Origin of the sequence: Cystobacter fuscus DSM 2262 (assembly GCF_000335475.2) — a bacterium.
Lineage (GTDB): Bacteria > Myxococcota > Myxococcia > Myxococcales > Myxococcaceae > Cystobacter > Cystobacter fuscus.
In genome coordinates this window covers 56,975-80,377 of sequence record NZ_ANAH02000017.1, presented here as the reverse complement: position 1 = coordinate 80,377, position 23,403 = coordinate 56,975, and the positions used below count along the sequence as shown (strand labels likewise).

Sequence of the window (23,403 nt, the reverse complement as noted above, 5' to 3'; positions counted from 1 at the left end):
CGAGGGCGTGAGCACCGCCGTCGTCACCCGCTCCTCGCGCAGCACCCGCAGCAGGTCCGCTCCCGGCATCAACGCCTCGCGCGGCGCCATCACCAGACACGCCCCGTCGCTCAGCGCGCCGTAGATCTCGAACACCGACACGTCGAAGCTCGCCGAGGCGAACTGGAGCACCCGCTTGTCCGGACCAATTGCCCACGCCCAGCGCGTGCCCTTCACCGTGTTGCTCGCGCTCTGGTGCTCCACCAGCACGCCCTTGGGTTTGCCCGTGGAGCCCGAGGTGTAGATGACATAGGCCAGCTGGCCCGGCTCCAGCGCCACGGCCGGAGTCGTCCGGGGCTCGCGCGCGAGGCGCTCGCGCTCCGTGTCCAGCAGCACCCGCCGGGCGCCCGTCCCCTCCAGCCACCCCGCCGTGCGCTCCTGGGCGAGCACCAGCACGGCGCCACTGTCCTCGAAGATGGAGCGTAGCCGCGCCGCCGGCCAGGCGGGATCCAGGGGCACATAGGCCCCGCCCGCCTTGAGCACCCCGAGCATCGCGATGATGAGTTCCGGCGAGCGCTCCAGGCACACCACCACCCGGGCCTCCGCGCCCACCCCCTGTCCCCTCAAATGGTGCGCGAGCTGGTTCGCTCGCGTGTCCAGCTCGCCATAGGAGAGCCGCTCCCCGGCGAAGCGGATCGCCTCCGCCTCCGGCGCCGTCCGGGCCCACCGCTCGAAGGAGCCGTGCAACAACTCCGGCGCGTACGCGCGGACGTCCGCCCCGCTCCACTCCCGCAGCAGCCCCCGCGCGGTGTCGTCCACCAGGGACAACTCGCCCAGCCGCGACCCGGGCCGGGCCACCATGGACTCCAGCAGGTGGCGCAGTTGCCGCAGCATTCCCTCGACATGCGCCCCGCCGAAGCGCGTGCCGTCATACGACAGGTGCAGCGGCAGCTCGCGTCCCGGCGAGGAGATGAGCGTCAGCGGATGGTGGTCCACCTCCAACGAGCGCGTGTCGCGCACCTCCAACGCGGGCAGCGACGTGGCCAACGCCGCGTCCACCGGGTAGTTCTCGAAGATCATCAGGCTCTCGAAGAGCGGTGTGCCCGCGGGCACCTCGCTCCAGCGCTGGACCTTCACCAGGGGCGAGTGCTCGTGCTGCCGCATCTCCATCAGCCACGTCTGGTTGCGCCGCAACCACTCCACCAGCGGCTCGTCCGGAGTCAGCCGCACGCGCACCGGCAGCGTGTTGATGAACAGGCCCACCATCTGCTCCACGCCGGGCAGCTCCGGCGGCCGGCCCGACACCGTGGTGCCGAAGACGACGTCGCGCGTGCCCGCGTGGTGACCCAACAGGAGCGCCCAGGCCCCCTGCACCACCGTGTTGACCGTGAGCCCGTGCTGGCGCGCGAACGCATTCAGCGCCTCGGTGGAGGCCTCCGACAGGTGGACCTGCCGCGACCGCCGGCCCGCGTCCGCCGGATGTCCCGGAGAGCGCCCCAGCTCCGTGGGCTCGGAGAACCCCTCGAGCGCGTGGCGCCAGAACCGCTCGGACTCCTCCAGGCCTCGCCCTTGGAGCCAGGCGATGTAGTCGCGGTAGGGCCGCGACGGCTCCACCCGAGGCTCCACCCCCCGGGTGAGCTGGTCATAGAGCGCGAAGACCTGACGGACGACGATGGGCACCGACCACCCATCGAGCAGCAGGTGGTGGTGGCTGAAGACGAAGCGGTACGCCGCGTCTCCCGTGCGCAGCAGCGCCAGGCGGACCAGCGGCGGCGTGGACAGCGAGAAGCCCCGGTCACGGTCGGCCTCCAGCCACCGCGCGAAGCGGGCGTCCTGCTCGGCGGCGGGCACTCCGCGCCAGTCCTCCTGGACGAGCGGCAGCTCCACCTCGCGGAACACCCCCTGCAGCGGAACGTCGACGCCCTCCCAGAAGATGGCGGTGCGCAGGATGGGATGCGCCTCCACCACCTGCCGCCAGGCCCTCGTGAACGCGGAGAGGTCCAGCGTGCCGCGCAGCTCGGTCGCGAGCTGGTTGAAGTACACCCCACCGCCCGCCGCCTGGAGGACATGGAAGAGCATGCCCTGCTGGAGCGGGGAGAGCGGGTACAGGTCCTCGAGGTTGCGCCGGCCCCGCGCGCCCTCCAGGGCCACCCGCGTCACCAGGACGTCCAGCGCCGACTGACCCAGCGGGGCCAGCGGGAAATCGGACGGCGTGAGCACGCTCGCCCCGTCCTCCGCCGCGCACCGCCCGAGCAGCGCACGCAGGGACGCGAGGAAGCCCCGCGACAGCGACTCCACCGTCTCGCTCCGGAAGACCCGCTCACCATACGTCCAGGACACCTGGAGGCAGCCCCCCGAGATGATGGCGTTGACGACGAGCCGGTGCGAGCGGCGCGCCCGCGGATCCTGCGTGGGCCCCACGAAATCGGAGACCAGCGCGAGCGGAGACTCGGGAGGCAGCACGGTGTCCAACTGCCCCAGGTAGTTGAAGGCCACCTCCGCTTGGGGCAGGGCCCTCAGCCGCGCGGCCACCTCGCCCTCGTGAGACAGGTAGCGCAGCAGACCAAAACCCAGCCCGCGCTGGGGAACGCGGCGCAGGGCTTCCTTGACCGCCTTGAGCCCCGACTCGGGCACCCGGCCATCTCCGGCCTCCAGCACCACGGGATACAGGCTGGTGAACCACCCCACGGTGCGCGACACGTCCACGCCCTCGAGGACGTCCTCACGGCCATGCCCCTCCAGGTCCACGAGCAACGCGGGCGCGCCCGTCCACCCCCGGAAGGTCTCCGCCAGCGCGGTGAGCAGCACTTCCTCCACCCGCGCGCGCCAGGCCCGTGGCACCTCCTGGAGCAGCGCGCGGGTCTCCTCCGCGCCCAGCTCCACGCGCACCACGCGCGAGGTGCCCACGGTGTCTTCTCCTCCCGGCACGTCCACGGGCAGCCGGGAGACACGCTCCCAGGGCAGGCCCAGCCAGTACGCCGCCTGTCCCTGGACGGCCTCCGTCTGGGCGTAGGCCTCCAGCCGCTCCGCCCACTGCTGGAAGGACGTCGTCTTCGGGGGCAGGCTCACCGGCCCGCCCGCGCGCAACTGGCTCCACGCCGTGAGCAGATCCGTCAACAGCACCCGCCACGACACGCCGTCCACCGCGAGGTGATGGACGGTGAGCAGCAGCCGCCCCGGCTCCCCCGCGCCCAGGTCGTACAGCACCGCGCGCGCGAGCGTTCCCTCCTCCAGGCTCAGCGAGGACTGCACCCGGGCCGCATGCGCCTCCAGGGCCGCGAGGCGCTCGCCGGGCTCCCGTCCGGAAAGCTCCACGCGCTCCAGCGACAGGCGGCCCTCGGGCCCTCCGTTCTCCTGGCGCCAGCCTCCGCCGTCCCGCGTGAAGCGCAGGCGCAGCGCATCGTGGTGCAGGCGCAGGTGCTGCAGGGCCTGCTCCAGCAGCCCCGCGTCCAGGGGCTCGCGCAGGGAGAAGAGCAGCGCCTGATTATAATGATGCGGGGCCAGCGGCTCCTGCTCCAGGAACCAGTGCTGGATGGGCGTGAGCACCACCGGGCCAGTGACCCGGCCCTGCTCGGCCACCACCACGGGCGCCGAGCCCGCCACCGCCGCGAGCCGGGCCACCGTCGGGTGCGCGAAGAGCTGCCGGGCCGTGACGTGCACGCCCGCCTGCGCCGCCCGCGAGATGATCTGGATGGCGAGGATGGAGTCGCCTCCCAGCTCGAAGAACTCGTCGTGGATGCCCACGCGCTCGTGCCCGAGCACCTGCGCCCAGACCTCGGCCAGCGTCCGCTCCACCGGCGTGCGCGGCGGCTCATAGGCGAGCGCCACGTCCCGCGTGCGCTCCGGCTCGGGCAGCGCCCGGCGATCCACCTTGCCACTCGTGGTGAGCGGCAGGGCCTCCAGCACGACGATGTCCGAGGGAACCATGTACTCCGGCAGCCGCTCGCGCAGCCGCTCGCGCAGGTCGCGCCCCGAGGGCGCCGGCGTCCCCGCGGCGGCGACCACGTAGCCCACCAGCCGCGAGCCCTCCTGGGGCCCCGGACGGAGGACCACCACGGCCTCGCCCACGGACTCCAGCGCCCGCAGCGCCGTCTCGATCTCTCCCAGCTCGATGCGGAACCCGCGCAGCTTCACCTGCTGGTCGGCGCGGCCCAGGAACTCGAGCTGCCCGTCCGGCATCCACCGCACCACGTCGCCCGTGCGGTACAACCGCGCCCCGGCTTCACCACTGAAGGGATCGGGGAGGTAGCGCTCGGCGGTGAGCTCCGGACGCCCGAGGTAGCCCCGCGTCACGCCCGCGCCACCGACGTACAGCTCACCCCGGACGCCGGGCGCCACCGGCCGCAGCCTCGCGTCGAGCACGTACGCCGTCGTCCCCGCGAGCGGCGGACCCAGGGGCGTCACGGGCGCGTCGGGCGAGCACTCGGCGATGGTGCAGCAGATGCTCACCTCCGTGGGCCCGTACACGTTGCCGAAACGCCGGCCCGGTCCCCAACGCGCGGGAAGACGCGGACTGCACGCCTCGCCCGCCACCAGCAGCGACTCCAGCTCGGGCAGGACCTCCACGGGCGTGGCCTCCAGCACCGAGGGCGTGAGCATCGCGCCCGTCACCCGCTCCTCGCGCAAGAGCCGCAGCAGCCCCGCTCCGGGAAGAATCGACTCGCGGGGGGCCATCACCAACGTCGCGCCGCTCAGCAGGGTGCTGAAGATGTCGAAGGCGGAGGCATCGAAGCTCGCCGAGGCGAACTGCAAGAAGCGCTTGCCGGGTTGAGCCGACCACCAGCGAGCCGCGGAGGCGATGGTGTTGCGCACGCCCCGGTGCTCCACCAGCACGCCCTTGGGCCGTCCCGTCGAGCCCGACGTATAGATGATGTAGGCGAGCTGCCCGGGCTCCACCGCCACCGCGGGAGCGCTCCGGGGCTCGCGCGCGAGGGTCTCCCGCTCCACGTCGAGCAGCACCTTCCGGGCGCCCGTCCCCTCGAGCCAGGCCGCCGTGCGCTCCTGGGCGAGCACCAGCACGGCGCCACTGTCCTCCCGAATCGACTGGAGCCGCGCCGCGGGCCAGGAGGGATCCAGGGGCACGTACGCCCCACCTGCCTTGAGCACGCCGAACATCGCGATGATGAGCTCCGGCGAGCGCTCCAGGCACACCACCACCCGCGACTCGGCCGTCACGCCCTGGCCGAGCAGGTGGTGCGCGAGCTGATTGGCCCGTGCCTCCAGCTCCGCGTACGTGAGCCGCTGGGAGCCGAACACCAGCGCCTCCGCGTCCGGCGTCCGGGCCACCTGCTGCTCGAAGAGCCGGTGCAGGGCCTCGGGCCGGGGGACCTCCGCCCCGGGGGTGCCCCACTCCCGGAGCCGCCGGGCCTCCACCCCGTCCACCGGGGACAGCTCGCGCAGCCGCTGACCGGGCCGGGCCGCCATGGACTCCAGCAGGTGGCCCAGCCGCGCCAGCATCTGCTCCACGTACGCCCCGTCGAAGCGCGCGCCCTCGTGGGAGAGCTCCAACCGCAGCTCGCGCCCGGGCACCGCGACGAGCGTCAGCGGATGGTGGTCCGTCTCCACCGAGCGCACGTCCCGCACCTCCAGCGAGGGCAGCGGCGTGGAGAGCGCGGCGTCCACCGGGTAGTTCTCGAAGACCAGCAGGGTCTCGAAGAGCGGCGTGCCCGCGGGCACCTCGCTCCAACGCTGGACCTTCACCAGCGGCGAGTGCTCGTGCTGCCGCATCTCCAGCAGCCACGCCTGGAGCGCGGAGAGCCAGTCCACCAACGGCTCGTCCGGAGTCAGCCGCACGCGCACCGGCAGCGTGTTGATGAACAGGCCCACCATCTGCTCCACGCCGGGCAGCTCCGGCGGACGGCCCGACACCGTGGTGCCGAAGACGACGTCCTCCCGCCCCGAGTAGTGCCCGACGAGGATCGCCCACGCCCCCTGCACCACCGTGTTGACCGTGAGCCCGTGCTGGCGCGCGAACGCGCTCAACGCCTCGGTGGCCGCGGCGGACAGGTAGCGCTTGCGCGTGGCGCGACCGGGCCGAGCGCCGTCCCCCGTCTCCGGGAAGCCCCTGCCCAACTCATTGGGCTCGAAGAAGCCCGCGAGCGAGCGGCGCCAGAACCGCTCGGACTCCTCCAGGCCCCGCGACTGGATCCACTCGATGTAGTCCCGGTACGGCCGCGACGGCTCCACCCGCGGCGAGTGTCCCCGAGCCAGGCTCTCGTAGACGACGAAGACCTGACGGATGAGGAGTGGAACGGACCATCCGTCCAGGAGGATGTGGTGGTGGCTGAAGACGAAGCGGTACGTCGTGTCCCCCGTGCGCAGCAGCGCCAGGCGCATCAGGGGCGGCGTGCCGAGCTCGAATCCCCGGCGCCGGTCCTCCTCCAGCCACGTGGCCAGCCGCGCCTCCAGCTCCGCGGGCGGAACGCCACGCCAGTCCTCCCGCACGAGCGGCAACTCCACCTCGCGCAGCACGACCTGGAGGGGCTCGTCGACATCGTCCCAGACCAGGGCCGTGCGCAGGATGGGGTACGCCTCCGTCACCTGCCGCCAGGCCGCGATGAAGGTGGAGATCTCCTGGGGGCCGCGCAGCTCACACGAGAGCTGGTTGAGATACAGGCCCGTGCCCGGCGACTGGAGGACGTGGAAGAGCAGGCCCTGCTGGAGCGGGGAGAGCGGGTAGAGATCTTCGAGGTTGTCGCTCATCGGGTCTTCTTGCCGAAACGGGCGGAGAGTTTGTCGAGTTGGTTCTGCTTGACCTTCGCCAGCGGGAAATCGGAGGGCGTGTGGCCGCCCGCCTCGGGGGACTGGCAGTGGGCGATCAGCTCGCGCAGCCGCGTGAGGAAGTCCGCCGCGAGCCGCGCGACGGTGTCCTCGCGGTGCGGGGCCTGCCCGTACGACCACGTGAGCTGGAGCCGGCCCCCCACCACCGCGCCCACCACGTCGAGCAGGTGGGGCCTGCGGTTGCCAGGGCCCCGCTGTGCTCCCGCGCTCTCGGGAGCGAGCGCGAGCAGTCCGCCCTCCGCCAGGGCTCCATCCACCTGTCCGAGGTAGTTGAAGCTCAGCTCCGCCCGGGGGAGCGCGATGAGCGGCGACGGCTCCACGAGGTGGCGCAGCAGGCCGTAACCCATGCCCTGGGAAGGCACGGCGCGCAGTTGTTCCTTCACGGTCCGCAGGGCCTCACCGGGGCCCTTCGCCTCCCGGAGATCCAACAGCGCCGGGAAGTACGTGGTGAGCCAGCCCACCGTGCGCGAGACATCCAGCCCGGCGAGCAGCTCCTCGCGGCCATGGCCCTCCACGTCCACCAGCACCAGCGGATTGCCCGTCCAACGCCCCACCGCCTGGGCGAGCGCCGTGAGGAGCACGTCGTTGATCTGCGTGTGGTACGCGCGGGGCACGTCCTGAAGCAGCGCCCGCGTCTCCTCGGCGGTGAGGCTCCCACTCACGCTCCGGGCCAGCGCCTCGGTGTTGTCGCCACCGGACGCATCCACCGGCAGGCGCGTGACGCGTGACCAGGGACGCGCCAACCACCAGGAGCGCTCGGCCTCCAGGGCGTCCGAGCGGGCATGCTCGGAGAGACCCCGGGCCCAGGCCTGGAAGGAGGTCGTCTTCGGCGGCAGCTCCGGCGCGGCCCCCACGGAGAGCCGCGAGTAGGCCGTGAGCAGATCCTCCAGGAGGATGCGCCAGGAGACCCCGTCCACCACCAGGTGGTGCAGCACGAGCAACAGGCGCCCGGACCGCCCCGCTCCGAGGTGGAACAGCACCGCCCGGAGCAGCGGCCCCTCTTCCAACCGCAACGAGCCCTGCACCTGCGTGGCCCGCCGCTCCAGCTCCGCCGCCTGAAGCTCCGCGGGGACACCCGACACGTCCACCTGCTCCACCCGCGGCGGCATGCCCGGGGCCTCGTTCACCTGCCGCCAGCCATCCGCCTCACGCGCGAAGCGCAGACGCAACGCATCGTGGTGCTCCGTCACGTGCGTCAGCGCCCGTTCCAACACCTCCACGTCCAGGGCACCGCGCACCTCCAGGAAGAGCGACATGTTCCAGTGGTGGGGCTCCACGGGCGCCTGGTCGAAGAACCAGCGCTGGATGGGCGAGAGCGCCACCGGCCCCGTCACCGGCCCCTGCTCGGCCCGCACGGCGAGCCTCGTGTTCGCCACCGTCGCGAGCCGGGCCACCGTGGGATTCTGGAAGACCTGGCGCGGCGACAGCTCGATGCCGGCCCGGCCCGCCCGGGTGACGATCTGGATGCCGAGGATGGAGTCCCCGCCCAGCTCGAAGAAGTTGTCGTCCACCCCCACGCGCTCCACGCCGAGCACCTCGCGCCACAGGCCCGCGAGCCGCTCCTCCAGCTCGTTGCGAGGCGCCACGTACGCCGCGCTCCGGCTCGCCAACCGCAGCTCCGGCGCCGGAAGGGCGCGCGCGTCCACCTTGCCCGTGCGCGTGCGCGGCAGGGACTCCCGCTCCACGAAGGCGGCCGGCACCATGTACTCGGGCAGCCGCTCGCGCAGGAACGTCCGCAGCGCTTCCGCGTCGGGACCCGGGTGCTCATGGGCCACGACGTAGCCCACGAGCCGCCGCCCTCCCCGGCCGTCCTCTCGCGCCACCACCGCCACCTCGCGCAGCCCGGGGTGGGTGGCGAGCACCGCTTCCACCTCTCCCGTCTCGATGCGGAAGCCCCGCACCTTCACCTGCCCGTCCTGGCGCCCGAGGAACTCCAGCACCCCGTCCTTGCGCCAGCGCACGCGATCTCCCGTGCGGTACAGCCGCGCTCCGGGGCTCGGCTCGAAGGGATCGGCCAGGAAGCGCTCGGAGGTCGGCCCCGGGCGTCCCAGATAGCCCCGCGCCACGCCACCTCCGCCCACGAACAGCTCGCCCGGCACGCCCACGGGCACGAGCCGCAGCCGCTCGTCGAGCACGTACACGCGCGCTCCCGGAATGGGCCGGCCGATGGGCACCGGCCCGAGTTCCGAGGGCTCCACCCGGTGCACGGTGCTCCAGATGGTGGCCTCGGTGGGGCCGTACTCGTTGTAGAGCGGCGTGTGGGGCAGGGCCTCGTGGTGGGCGCGCACGAGCTCACGCGGGCACACCTCGCCGCCCACGGTGACGGCGCGCAGGCGCGAGAGGGCCCCCGCCGGAGCCGCCGCCAGGAGCTGCCCGTAGAGCGCGGGCACGCCAATCAGGTGCGTGACGCCGTGCCGCGCGAGCGACTCCACCAGGCCGCGGGGATCCTCCATGACCCCGGCCTCGGGGAAGCACAGCGTGCCGCCGTGGAGCAGCGTCCAGAACAGCCCGGCGAGCGAGGCGTCGAAGGTGAACGGAGACAGCGAGACGCAGACCCCCGGCGCTCCGTACACCTCGGCCCGGGCGCGTGTGGCGTGCACGAGCTGGCGGTGCTCCACCACCACGCCCTTGGGCACGCCCGTGGAGCCCGAGGTGAAGAGGACATAGGCGGCGTGGTGCGGCTCGGGGGGCGTGCCCGGGGACGTCGCCGGCTCGGAGGCCGCGTCCTCCAGGGCGACCACCACCCGGCCCTCCTTGTCCGCGAACCGGCTCCCCAGGGCGGCGCGGGTGAGCACCACGCGCGCTCCCGCCTCGTCGAGCACGAGCTTCAGCCGCTCCGAGGGGCTGGAGAGATCCAACGGCAGCCAGGCGCCGCCCGCCGCGAGCGTGCCCAGGATGGCGGACACCACGTCCAGGGGGCGCTCCAGCCCGAGCGCCACGATGGACTCGGGGCCCACGCCCTGACGGCGCAACCGGTGCGCGATGCGGCGGGCGCGCGTGCACAGCTCCCGGTACGACAGCACCACGGTGGCATCGGCCACGGCGGGCGCGTCGGGAGTCCGAGCGGCCTGGGCCTCGAACAGCGCCAGCACGGTGGTGGCGTCCGAGTGCGGGGGCGGCGGATTCCACTCCGTGAGCAGCCGCTGGCGCTCGGCGGCGGACAGCAGCGACAGCGCGGAGAGCCGCTGCCCGGGAGCCCGGGTGAGTTCCTCCAGCAGGTGGACGAAGTGCTCGCCCATGCGGGCGATGGTGTCCGCGTCGAAGAGGTCGGTGTTGTACTCGAGCCCGGCCCACAGTCCCTCGGGGCCCTCGCGCAGCTCCAGGGCGAGATCCAGCTTGGCGGCGCCCACGTGCAGGTCCATGCCGCTCAGGGTGAGCCCCGCGAGCTTCACGGTGGGCATGGGCGTGTTGTGCAGCACCAGCATCGTCTGGAAGATGGGCGTGTGGCCGAGATCCCGTGTGACGTGCAGCGCGTCCACGAGCTTCTCGAAGGGCGTGTCCTGGTGGGCGAAGGCCCCCAGAGCGGTGGTGCGCACGCGACCCAGCAACTCCAGGAACGTCGGCTCCCCGGAGAGCCCGGCGCGCAGGGCCACCGAGTTGATGAAGCAGCCGACGAGGGGCTCCAGCTCGGGCCGATCGCGGCCCGCCACGGCGGTACCCACCGCGAAGTCCTCCTGCCCGCTGTAGCGCGACAGGAGCACCTGATAGGTGGCCATGAGCACCATGAAGGGCGTGGCGCCCTCGCGCCGGGCGAGCGCCCCCAGCGCATCGGCGAGGCTCCGGGAAACGGTGAAGCGGTGCTGCGCGCCCCGGTACGTCTGCACCGCCGGCCGGGGACGGTCCGTGGGCAGGCTCAGCATCGGCACGTCGGCCAGCGCCTCCTTCCACCAGGACACGCCCGCGTCCAGGGCGGGGCCACGCATCCACTGGCGCTGCCACGCGGCGTAGTCCGCGTACTGCACGGGCAACTCGGGCAGCGGCGCCGCGGCCCCCGTGACGAAGGAGGCGTACAGCACGGCCAGCTCCTTCATCATCACTCCCGCGGACCAGCCATCGGAGACGATGTGGTGCGGGGTGACGAGCAGCACGTGCTCCGTGTCGTGCACGCGCAGCAGCGCCGTGCGCAGCAGCGGCCCCGTGGACAGCTCGAAGGGCCGCCGGGCCTCCTCCCGGGCCCACCGGGCGATCTCCGCTTCACGCTCGCCGGAGTCCTCCAGCACCGTGCGCTCCAGGGGCACGTTCAGTGAGTCGGCGATGTGCTGGACGGGGCCGGAGTCCTCCAGGGAGAAGGTGGTCCGCAGCGCCTCGTGGCGGCGCACCACCTCGGCGAGGGCCCGCTCCAGCGCGGAGACGTCCAGGTTCCCGCTCAAGCGGATGGCGGACGCGTTGTTGTAGGCCACGTTCCCGGGCTCGAGCTGATCCAGGTACCACAGCCGCTGCTGGGCGAAGCTGAGCGGCAGGGGCCGATCCCTCGGCACGCGGGTGATGGGGGGAGGACCCTCGGCGCGGGGGGCGGGAGCCGGAGACCGGGCGGGTGCCGGGCGAGGCGCCGTCGTGGGCTTCGCCTCGAGCAGCTCCACGGAGCCGTCGGCGCGCAGGCGGGCGCGCTGCCCGGTGGTGAGCAACCGCGCGCCCACCTCGGACGGATGGGGCACGAGCCGGTCACGCGCGGACTCCGGGGCCATCCAGAAACCCTGGGGCACCCAACCGCCGCCCACGGCCAGCGCTCCGGCCACGCCCACGGGAACGGGCTGGCCGCGCGAGTCGAGCACCTGGAGCCGTACATGCGCCGGAGGGGGCGGAAGGATGGAGGGCTCCGGACGCGCCTCGGGACGCACGGGCAGCCAGGTGCCGGGCCCGAACGCGTGCTCACGGCGCACCACCTCCACCCCAGCCGCGCGCGCGAGCGAGGCGGCCAGCTCGGGAGCCACCCCGTCGACGAGCAGCCGGCGCACCGGACGGAGCGCCTCGGCCACTCCGGGCATCGCGACGAGCGCGCGGGCCAACGCGGGCGTGCAATGCAGGTGGGTGACCCCCGCGTCGCGCACGAGCGCCAGCAGGGCCTCCATCTCCGCGCCGCTCTCGTGCAGCACGACGGTGGCCGGGCCGGTGTCCTCGGGCTGGGAGCGCCGCCGCAAGGCATCCAGGTGCGGCAGGCTGCCCAGTGTCGCCTCGGTGCCCGCGCCGAAGTCCACGAGGCACGCCAGCTCGTCCACGTCCAGCTTCCGCACCCGGTCGATCATCGGGAGGCAGGACTCGGGCGTGCCGAACAGGCCGCCGTCCTCCAGGTAGCGCTCGAGCCCGTGCTCCAGCAGCGCGTCCATGTCCCCGGGCGTCAGCGCGCGCGGATCCACCTTCAAACCCTGGCTCGCGGCGAAGCCACTGAAGATGTCCACCGAGCCGCGGAAGTAGCGCAGCAGGGGCTCGCGCACGGTGCGGCGCACCTCGGCCACGTCCGAGCCCACGAAGGTATGGATCATCAGGCTCACGTGGCCCCGGCTGGGACCATGCCCGTGCTGCCGCCACGCCTCGCGGTAGAGCGCCACCTTCTCCGCGAGCGAGTCGAGCTGCTGGCCCATCAGGTTGGTGAGCACGTGGGCACCCATCTCTCCCGCGAGCCGGAAGGTGTCGGGGCTGCCCGCGGCCGTCAGCCAGAAGGGCAGCTCGACCTGCACGGGGCGGGGCCGGATGGAGATCTCCACCTCCTGGCCATCGCCGTTGCGGCGGCGCACCGAGCCGCCCCGCCACAGGTGGCGCACCGCCTCGATGCCGCGCAGCATGATCTCCTTGCGGCGCGCGTAGTTGTCGGGAGCGAAGACGAAGTCGTTCGCGTGCCACCCCGAGGCGAACGACACGCCCGCGCGGCCTCCGGAGAGGTTGTCGATCATCGCCCACTCCTCGGCGACCTGGATGGGGTCGTGCAGGGGGAGGACGACGCTGCCGGCGCGGATGCCGATGCGCTCGGTGACGGTGGCGATGCCCGCGCCGGTGATGGCGGGACTCGGGTAGAGGCCGCCGAAGGCGTGGAAGTGGCGCTCGGGCGTCCAGATGGCCGAGAACCCATGCGTGTCGGCGAAGCGGGCACCGTCCAGCAGGAGCTGGTACTTGCGCCGGCCGAGCCCGTCCTCGTCGTTGGCGAAGTACGAGAGGCTGAAGTCCAGCGCGCGGCGGGACGAGGCCCCCCGCCCCACCGGCACGAAGCGCGCGTGAGGGAACTCGGGGGGCAGGACGACCCGCAGGCCCCGGCTCAGGGCCCAGAGCACCTCCAGGCCGCTCCCGTGCACGCCGGGCTCCTCGGACCAGAGCCACGCGCCTCCGGGAGCCGAGCCCTGCGCCTCATCGAGCGCGTGGAGCAGGTGCGCCACGGTGCGGTGCGTGTGGATGCCCTGGAGCGGAGCCCCGGAGGCATGGGCCAGGGGCTCGAGGCACACCATGGCCCCGGCATCCGGAGTGGCCTGGGGGAGCGACTCCAGGGAAGCAGCGTCCACCTCGGGCAGCTCATCCACGCGCAGCACCCGGGAGGCGTCGAGCGCCAGGCTCGTCTGGAGCCGCGAGTGCGTGAGCAGCAACGGAGGCGCCACGCCCTCGGGCGAGAGCGAGGCCAGCTCGCGAAGCCGCGCGGGAGGCAGGAGGACCCAGGCCCCACCGGCCTCCATCACGGACCAGAGCGCCACGAGCCGCTCGGGCGAGGGCTCCAGGCACACGGCGACGAGCCGCCCCGGACCCACGCCCCGCTGGACGAGCAGCCGGGAGAGTCGCAGGGACTGCTCGCGCAGCTCGCGCCAGGTGAAGCTCCGGACACCGGCGAGGACGGCGAGCGACTCGGGAGCGAGCGAGGCCTGGTGCGCGAGCAGGGCCGGCAGGGGCGTCGCCTCGGGAGCCGGGAGCGGAGTGGAGGCCGGACGGCGCTCGGCGTCGGTGAGCAGGGGCAGCGCGGAGAGCCGCTGGTGCGGGTCGGCCACGGCGGCGTCGAGGAGCGCCTCGAGGTGGCCGAGCAGCCGCTCGATGGTGGGCGGCTCGAACAGCTCGGCGGCGTATTCGAGACTGCCCTCGAAGCCGTGCTCGCCCTCGCCCATGAAGATGGAGAGGTGGGAGAGCGTGGCGCCGAACTGGGCGGGCACGTCCGGCACGTCCACGAGCTTCAGCCGCAGGCCGGAGAGTTCCATGCTCGAGGGGAAGCCGGCGTGGAGGACGAAGAGCGCGTCGAACAGGCGGGCACGCTCCGGATCCTTGGCGGGCTCCAGCTCGCGTACGAGGTGCTCGTAGGGGATGTCCGGGTGGGCGTAGGCACCGAGCGTGGTGTCGCGCACGCGGGAGAGCAACTCCAGGAAGGAGGGGTCACCCGAGAGGTCCGTGCGCAGGGGGACGGCGTGGGCCACGTAGCCGATGAGCGGCTCCAGCTCGCCCCGGGTGCGGTTGCCGATGGGCGTGCCCACGACGATGTCCTCCTGCCCCGCGTAGCGGGCCAGCAGCGCCTTGAAGGCGGCCAGGAGGATCATGAAGTCGGTGAAGCCCTCGCGCTGGCCGAGCGCGTGGACGGCGTCGGTGAGGCGGCGGGAGAAGCCGAACACGCGGCGGGTGCCGAGGAGCTGGCGGACGGAGTCTCGCGGACGATCCACGGGGAGCGCGAGCGGAGCGGGAGGCCGCGCCATGCGCTCGGTCCAGTAGGCGTGCTGGGTGGCGAAGGCACCCGAGGCCAGGGCGCGGCGCTGCCAGGCGGCGTAGTCCACGTACTGCACGGACAGGGGCGGAAGCGGCGAGGGCTGGCCCTGGACGAAGGCCCCGTAGAGCGCCGCCAGCTCGCGCACGAGCACCACCATGGACAGGGTGTCCGAGACGACGTGGTGTACGGTGGCGAGCAGCAGGTGGACGTCCGTGTCGATGCGCACGAGGCCCGCGCGGATGATGGGGCCCTGCTCCAGGGAGAAGGGCCGGGCCGCCTCCTCGCGAGCGAGCCGCAGCGCCTCGGCCTCGCGCGCCTCCGGGGTGCCTTCCAGCACGGTGGTGGCGAGGGGCAGCGACAGCGAGGGAAGGACGCGGAGCACGGCGCGTCCGTCCACGGTGGCGTAGGTGGTGCGCAGGGCCTCGTGACGGCGGATGACCTCGGCGAGGCTCCGCTCCAGCACGGCCACGTCGAGTGGGCCCGTGAGCCGCAGGGCCACGGGCATGTTGAGCACCGGGTTGCCAGGCACGAAGCGATCCAGGGCACACACGCGCTCCTGGACGAAGGACAGCGGCAACACGCCCTCGCGCGGAACGGAGACGAGCGGCGGCACCGGGACGCGATCCTCGCCGGGCCCCTGCTCCTTCAAGCGCGCCTCGATGCGCGCGGCGACACCCGCCACCGTGGGGGCCTCGAACAAGTCGCTCAGCGGGAGCTGCACCGGGAAGGTCTCGCGCAGGCGCGTGAGCATCTGCGCGGCCATCAGCGAGTTGCCGCCCAGCTCCAGGAAGTTGTCATGCAGGCCCAGGTCCGCGATGCCGAGCCGCTCGCGCCAGATCTCCATCACCTGACGCTCGATGTCGTTGCGAGGGCCCTGCGCGGACGCGGCGGCGGGAGCGGCGGCCGGGACGACAAGAGCGGGCGCGAGAAGGGCCGGAGCGGTCGCGGGCGCGGCTGGCCGAGGCGCATCGGGCTCCAACCACCGGGACTCCAGGGCGAAGCGCTGCCGCTCGAAGGGATAGGTGGGCAGGGACAAGCGCAGGCGCTGCTCGTGCGCGTAGAAGCGGTCCCAGCGCACCTCCAGGCCAGCGCTCCACAGCTCACCGAGCGCCTCCAGGACGGTGGCCAGCTCGGACGCGGAGCCCCCCGCGCGAGGCAGTGACGGCACGGCGAGGGCACCGGACTGGCCGCGCAGGCGCGTGCGGGAGAGCCCGGTGAGGGCCTGATCCGGGCCCACCTCCACGAAGAGGGAGTACCCCTCGCGCAGCAGGGTCTCGAGGCCCTCGGCGAAGCGCACGGGCTCGCGCATCTGCCGGGCCCAGTAGGAGGGATCCGTGGCCTCCTCGGCGCGGATCCACGTCCCGGTGAGGCTGGACACGTAGGGGCGCTGGGGCGGGGACAAGCGCAGGCCCGCGAGCACCTCCTGGAGCGGAGCCATGAGCGGCTCCACGGCGGCCGAGTGGAAGGCCTGACGCGTGGACAGGCGCATCGTGCTCACCTTCTGGCGCGCGAGCTCCTGCTCCAGGGCCGAGATCTCCTCGACGGGGCCGGACACCACGCAGCGGGACTCGCCATTGAGGGCGGCCAGGGAGAGCCCACCCACCAGGAGCGGACGCACCGCTTCCTCCGAGCAGGCCACGGCGGTCATGGCGCCCGGGGGCATGGAGGCCATCAACCGGCCGCGCGCCACCACGAGCTTCAGCGCGTCCTCCAGGGACAACACGCCCGCGAGGCAGGCGGCGGCGTACTCGCCCAGGCTGTGTCCGAACAGGGCATGGGGCTCGAGGCCCCAGTGCATCCAGAGGCGGGCCAGCGCGTACTCCACGGTGAAGAGCGCGGGCACGGCGTAGCGGGGATCCGCGAGGGCCTCGCGCGCCGGGGCCTCCTGTCCGGGCGCCGGGTACAGGAGCGAGCGGAGATCCCGGCCCAACAGGGACGCCAGCGGCACGAGGCACGCGTCGGCGTGCTCCCGGAAGAGGGGCTCGGAGTCATACAGCTCGCGCGCCATGCCCACGGACTGCGCGCCCTGGCCGGGGAACAGGAAGACCACGCGCTGCTCGCGGGCGGCCTCCAGGTGGGAGAGGCTTCGGGCGGCGGGGGGCGCCTTCAACCGGGCGGCGAGCGCGGCCACGTCCTCCACGACGAGGGCCCGCCGGTGCTCGAAGGCCTTGCGGCCCACGGCGCGGGTGAAGGCCAGGTCCGCGAGGTCCACGCCAGGGTGGGCCTCCAGGTGCGTGGCCAGCTCACGCGTCATCGCCTCCAGGGCGGAGGGCGTGCGGGCCGAGAGCGTGACGAGCTGACGCGAGCGGGTGCTCGGCCGGCGGGCCACGGGCGGGGCCTCGCCGAGGATGGCGTGGGCGTTGGTGCCGCCGATGCCGAAGGAGCTGACGCCCGCGAGCCGGGGCCGCTCGCCGCGCTTCCAGTCCTGGCGGCCGGTGAGGACGAAGAAGGGGCTCGCCTCGAAGTCGATGGCGGGGTTCGGACGCTCGAAGTGGAGGCTGGGCGGGAGCTCCTCGTGGTGGAGCGCGAGCGTGGCCTTGAGCAGGCCGGCGATGCCCGCGGCGGTGTCCAGGTGCCCGATGTTCGTCTTCACCGAGCCGAGCGCGCAGAAGCGCTGGGCGTCCGTGTCGCGGCGGAAGGCGCGGGTGAGCGCGGCGACTTCTATCGGATCCCCGAGCGGCGTGCCGGTGCCGTGGGCCTCCACGTAGTCGATGTCGCCCGCGCTGGCGCCGGCGTAGGCGAGCGCCTCGGAGATGACGTCGGACTGGCCCTCGACGCTGGGGGCGGTGTAGCCGACCTTGAGGTGACCATCGTTGTTGATGGCCGAGCCCTTGATGACGGCGTAGACGTGGTCCCCATCGCGCAGCGCGTCCGCGAGCGGCTTGAGCACGACGACGCCCACGCCGTTGCCGCTGATGGTGCCCTGCGCACGCGCGTCGAAGGCGCGGCAGTGGCCGTCGGGGGAGAAGATCATCCCTTCCTGGAAGAGGTAGCCGGTGCGCTGGGGAAGGGAGACGCGCACGGCGCCGGCCAGGGCGATGTCGGACTGACGCATCAGCAGGCTCTGGCAGGCCATGTGGACGGAGACGAGGCCAGTGGAGCAGGCGGTGTAGAGCGCCATGCTCTCGCCGCGCAGCTTGAGCTTGAAGGAGACCTTGGTGGTGGCGTTCTCGGCGGTGGTGGTGCCGAGCGCCTCGAAGAGAGCCGCGGGCTCCTTGCGCACCTGTCCGAGCAGGGACAGCACGTGGTTGGACTGGCCCACGCCGGCGTAGAGGGAGATCTTCCCCGGGAAGCGGCCAGGCTCGTACGCGGCGTCCTCGAGCGCGGCCCAGGCGCACTCCAGGAAGACGCGCTGTTGGGGATCCATCCACATCGCCTCGCGCGGGGCGATGTCGAAGAAACCGGCGTCGAAGAGATCGGCGCCCTCGAGCACACCGCCGGCGCGCACGAAGTCCGGGTGCGAGCGCAGCGCGTCCGGAACGAGCGGCGAGGACTCCAGCTCGTCCTCGCGGAAGCGGGAGATGGACTCGACGCCCTGGCGCAGGTTGCTCCAGAAGGCGTGCACGTCCGAGGCACCGGGGAAGCGCCCCGCCATGCCGATGATCGCGATGTCGTTGCCGCTCCCCTCATCCATCGACTGCTGATCAGCCATTGCCTCGATTACCTCTCGGGTTGCGGCGCTGGAGGGCCTGACGGCGGGCCTCGGCGCGATCCTGGTGGGGGGTGGAGTCGGACGGGGGTGGAGATGACGAGTCCAGGCGCCGGGCGAGCGCGTGGACGGTGGGGTGTTCGAAGAAGTGGGTGATGGGCACGTCCTGCTTCAGCTCCTCGCGAAGCAGGGCCCGGGCGCGCACCACGGTGAGCGAGCTGCCGCCGAGGTCATCGAAGAAGTGCTCGTACAGGCCCACGCCCTCATGGCCGAGCGCCTGGCTCCACGCCCGGGCGATGGACACCTCCAGCGGAGTGCGCGGCGCGACGAAGGAGGCGGAGCGGCCCGGGGGCTGGGGAGGCGGGAGGGCGCGCGTGTCCACCTTGCCATGGGGCGTGAGCGGCAGGGCCTCCAGGGGAACGAAGGCGGCGGGGAGCATGTGCTCGGGGAGGCGCGAGCGCAGCCGCTCCCGCACCTCGCGGCCCTCGGGGAGCGGGGAGGCTCCGGGGACGAGGTACGCCACGAGCCGGGTCTCCCCGTCCGCGCCCTTCCAGGGACGCACGAGCGCCCGCTGGGCCCCGAGCACCTCCAGGAGCGCGGTCTCGATTTCACCGGGCTCCACGCGCATGCCGCGCAGCTTCACCTGGGCATCCGCGCGGCCGAGGTACTCCAGCGCGCCGTCCACCCGCCAGCGCACCACGTCGCCGGTGCGGTACAGGCGCGCGCCGGGCTCGCGGGCGAAGGGATGGGGAACGAAGCGCTCGGCGGTCAGCTCCGGCCGGCCGAGGTAGCCACGCGCCACGCCCGGGCCGCCCACGTACAGCTCACCGGCCACACCGGGGGGCACGGGCCGCAGGGCCGCGTCCAGCACGTACACCTGGGTATTGCCCAGCGGCCCGCCGATGGGAGGAGGACGCGCCTCGTCCGCGCGGCACTCAGCCCACGAGGCGCACACCGTCACCTCGGTGGGCCCATAGGCATTGAGGAAGCGCCGGCCCGGAGCCCAGCGTGCCACCAACTCCGGCGGGCACGCTTCTCCCGCGGAGATGACAGTGCGCAGCGTCTCGAGGCCCTCGGGGGGCAGCAGCGCGAGCACGGAGGGAGGCAGCGTGGCCGTGTCCACCCTCCCCTCCACCAACGTGCGCTTGAGCCCCTCCCCCACGAGCAGCTCGCCCGCGGCGGGGAAGATCAGCGCCGCGCCCGCGGCCACCGTCATGAGGAACTCGGAGATGGACGCATCGAAGCCGAGCGGCGCGAACTGGAGCACGCGGCTGCCCTCGGCGAGCCCGAAGACGCGCCACTGGGTGTGGGCCAGGTGGAGCGCGCCCCGGTGTGTCAGCTCGACGCCCTTGGGCCTGCCGGTGCTGCCGGAGGTGTAGATGACATACGCGGCATGCTCGGCACCGGCCGAGCTCTCCAGCGGGCCCGCCGCGTCGTCTCCGGGCTCGTCCAGCCGCAGCACGCGAACGCTCGGGGGCACCCGGCAGCGCTCGCCCAGGCCCGCGCGCGTCACCACCACGAGGGGCCGCGAGTCCTCCACCATCCACTCCAGCCGCTCACGGGGCTGCATCGCGTCCAGCGGCACGTACACGCCGCCCGCGAGCTGCACGCCCCAGAAGGCCACGCCCACGTCCACGCCCCGCTCCAGCAGCACGCCCACGCGCACCTCGGGGCCCACGCCCTCGCGCCGCAGCCGGTGGCCGAGCCGCCGGGCCCGCGCCTCCAGCTCGCGGTAGTCCAGCCGCTCGGCGCCGCACACCAGCGCCTCCTGGCCGGGCGAGCGCCGCGCCCGCTCCATCAACAACCCCGCGAGGTGGCCCTCGGCCACGTCCACCCGGGGCCCCTCGCTCCAGGAGCCCAACACCCGGGCGCGCTCCTCCGCGTCCAGCAGCTCCGCCGCCTCCACCGGGCGCTCGGGGGACTCCACCAGACTCGCGAGCAGCGACACGAAGTGCCGGGCCATGCGCGCGGCCGTGGAGGGCTCGAAGAGGTCCGTGCAGTACTCCCACGAGCCGCCCAGTCCCTCGCCCGTCTCGGCCATCATCAGGGTGAGGTCGAACGCCGCGCCACGAGTCGAGACCGGCAGGGACTCAAGCGTCAGGGGCCCCAGGCGCATGCGCGCGCCGGCCTCGCCGAGCGCGAAGGCGGACAGCGGCCCCGGGTCTCCGGGAAGGTGGCCGCGCTGGAGGACGAACATCGCCTGGAAGAGGGGCGAGCGCCCCGGCTCACGCGTGGGCTGGAGCTGCTCGACGAGCCGGGCGAAGGGCCACTCCTGGTGCTCGATCGCCTCCAGTACGGTGGTGCGCACCTGGGAGATGAGTTGCGCGAAGGAGAGCCCCGGCGGGAGCGAGGCGCGCAGGGCCACGGGATTGACGAGGTAGCCCACGAGCCGGGCCAGCTCCGGACGGGCGCGGCCGGCGGTGGGCGATCCCACGAGGACGTCCTCCTGGCCGGTGTAGCGGCGCAGGAAGGCGAAGAAGGCCGCGAGCAGCACCATGTACGGCGTGGCGCCGTGCTCCCGCGCGAGTGCCTTCACGCGCGCGGTGGTCTCCGGGCCCACGTGGAACGGGAGCGAATCACCTCGGAAGGACTGGAGCCGGGGCCGGGGGTGATCCAGGGGCAGCGCCAGGGCGGGCAGCTCTCCACCGAGACGCGAGCCCCAGAAAGCGCGCAGGGCCTCGCCCCTCGGGCCCGCGAGCCGCGCCGCGAGGGATTGGATCGCCGCGACAGGCTCGGGCGCACCCACGGGCAAGACAGCGGGTACGCCCCCGGTCTCCGCCGAGTAGAGCGCGCCCAGCTCCTCCAGCATCACCGCGAGAGACCAGAAGTCGGTGACGAGGTGGTGCATCGCGAGCAGCAGCACGTGCGAGTCCGCGCCCCGGGTGAACAGCAGGACGCGCATCAACGGACCCTGGGCGAGGTCGAAGGGCTCGCGGGCCTCGGCGTCGAGCCGGGCCTCCAGCGTGGCCTCGCTCCAACCGGAGGCGTCTTCCACGTGGAGCACGGAGCCCGGCCACGTCACGAAGCGCTGCACGGGAGCGCCCTGCTCCTCGGGGAACACGGCGCGCAACGAGGCATGCCGCGCCACGAGCGTCTGGAAGGCCCGCTCCAGCGCGGGGACATCGAGGGGGGAGACAATCCGCACCGCGCGCACCACGTGGTACGCGGTGCTGTCGGGGGCCATGCGCTGGAGGAACCACAGGGCGCGCTGGCCGTCGGAGAGGGGCGCGGGCGCGGCCGGGTCCACCGGGGTGGCCGAAACCTCGGAGGCGGGCGCGGAACGCTCGGAGAGGCGCGCGGCCAGCTCCCGAGTGCTCGGGCCCTGGAGCAGGAAGGTGACGGGAAGCGCGACCCCCAGGGCGGACTCCAGACCGTTCTGCACCTCCAGGGAGCGCAGGGAGTCGAGCCCGTACCGGGTGAGGGGCTCGTCCAGCGACAGCTCTCCCGGAGCGATGCCGAGCGCCCGGGACAAGCGCGCGGAGAGCCACGGCAGCAGGGCCTCGGGCGACGAGCCCGGAGGAGGAACGGGAGCCTCCGCCGGCGCCGTCCCCTGCCCACTGGAGGACGAGGTGTCCTCGCGCCAGGAGCCGAGGACTTCCAGGGAGCCCTCGAGGAACGCGGCGCGGCTGGCGTGGCGCTGGACCTTGCCGCTCGACGTCTTCGGGAGACTTCCCGGAGTGAGGAGCACCACGGCGTGCACGGCGAGCTCATGCTGTTCGGCCACGGACTGGCGGATGCGGGCGATGACCTCGCGCGAGCGCTCCGCCGCATCGCCGGAGCGGTGGGAGAACTCGTGGACGGCCACGACGCGCTCCTCGCCGTCGACGGTCACGGAGAACGCCGCGCCGCAGCCGGGGCGCAGACCTGGGTCGCACCGCTCGACGGTGAGCTCGAGGTCCTGCGGATAGTGATTGCGGCCCCGGATGATGAGGAGATCCTTCTGGCGGCCGGTGACGAACAGCTCGCCCCCTTCGAGCACGCCGAGGTCTCCGGTGCGCAGATAGGGCCCCTCGCCCGAGCCCGCGAGCCGGGCGTGGAAGGTGCGTCCGGTCTCCTCGGGCCGCTCCCAGTAGCCCTGGGCCACGCTGGGGCCGCGGACCCAGATCTCCCCCACGCGGCCGGGAGCACAGGGCGCGAGCGTCTGGGGATCGACGATGCGCACCTCCTGGTCGCCCAGGGACTGGCCGCAGCCGATCATCGCCACGCCCTCGGAGGCGGCGGCCCGGGCCTCACCGCGCAGCAGGGCCTCGCGCTCGAAGTGGCGGAGCACGGGGGGCTCGGCGCGCCGTCCACCGCTGACGATCAACGTGCCCTCGGCGAGCCCGTAGCAGGGATAGAAGGCCTCGCGCCGGAAGCCCGCGGGGGCGAACGCCTCGGCGAAGCGCTCGAGCGTCTCCTGACGGATGGGCTCGGCGCCGCAGAAGGCGACCGACCAGCGGCTCAAGTCCAGCGCGGCGCGCTCCTCGGGGGTGCTCTTCCGCACGCACAGCTCATAGGCGAAGTTGGGGCCACCGCTGACGGTGCCGCCGTGGCGGGAGACGGCCTCCAACCAGCGCAGGGGGCGCTGGAGGAAGAAGAGCGGCGACATCAGGACGGTGGGGATGTCGCGGTAGAGGGGCTGGAGGATGCCGCCGATGAGCCCCATGTCGTGGTAGGGCGGCAGCCAGATGACGCCCACGGGATTTGGGGGCGCATCGAACCCGAGCGAGATGAGCGCCGAGTTGTGCAGCAGATGGGCGTGGCTGAGCATCACGCCCTTGGGCGTGCCGGTGGAGCCGGAGGTGTATTGCAGGAAGGCCAGGTCCGAGGAGGACAGCCGGGGGGCGGACCAGGCGTCGGAGGTACCGGGGGCCAGGGCATCCGTGGCGAGCCAGCGCAGCGCGCGCAGGTCCGGGGCCTCGCTGGTGAGGAATTCCACCATGTCCAGCAGGGGCGAGGTGGTGAGGGCGGCGGCGGGCCGGCAATCGGCCACGAGGGCCTGGAGCCGAGGCAGGGTGCGCCCCAGGCGGGTGGGGTCTGGCGGATAGGCGGGGACGGCGATGACGCCCGCGTAGAGACAGCCGAGAAACCCCAGCACGTAGTCCCGGCCCGGCGGATACAGGAGCAGCGCGCGGTCTCCCGGGGCGAGGTGGCGCTGGAGCATCGCGGCAACGGCGCGAGCGCCCTCATCCAATTCACTATAGGTGATAGGGGTTTCACCCTCCTCATCGAGGAAGGTGAAGACACGCGCTTCGGGTTGAGCGCGAGCCCGCTCCCGGAGCACATCCACCCACGAGGGCACTTCGGACACGGCGGTGGCGAACGCGGGGGCGTCGCGCGACGGTAGACGCAT

At 73.2% G+C, this 23,403-nt stretch carries 3 protein-coding genes (1 of these 3 running past the window's edge); all 3 read right to left on the bottom strand.

What is annotated here, in order from left to right; translation table 11 throughout:
* Tightly spaced (each overlapping or abutting the next), the 3 genes in view from D187_RS27675 to D187_RS27665 form a layout consistent with a single transcriptional unit that may run on beyond the window.
* On the bottom strand, positions 1-6,681 hold the beginning of the coding sequence (locus D187_RS27675) for a non-ribosomal peptide synthase/polyketide synthase (protein ID WP_002628881.1). The gene continues 8,052 nt to the left of window position 1, outside the view; only the first 6,681 of its 14,733 coding nucleotides appear in the window; it begins with the start codon at positions 6,679-6,681; its stop codon lies off the left edge, out of view.
* Positions 6,678-18,074 carry a hybrid non-ribosomal peptide synthetase/type I polyketide synthase gene (locus D187_RS27670; protein WP_002628882.1) on the bottom strand — a complete coding sequence of 3,799 codons (11,397 nt, stop codon included), beginning with the start codon at positions 18,072-18,074 and terminating at the stop codon, positions 6,678-6,680. The genes D187_RS27675 and D187_RS27670 overlap by 4 nt, the downstream gene beginning before the upstream one ends.
* On the bottom strand, positions 18,067-23,403 hold the full coding sequence (locus tag D187_RS27665; RefSeq protein ID WP_002628883.1) for a non-ribosomal peptide synthetase: 5,337 nt from the start codon (positions 23,401-23,403) through the stop codon (positions 18,067-18,069). Before D187_RS27665 ends, D187_RS27670 begins: the two co-directional genes overlap by 8 nt.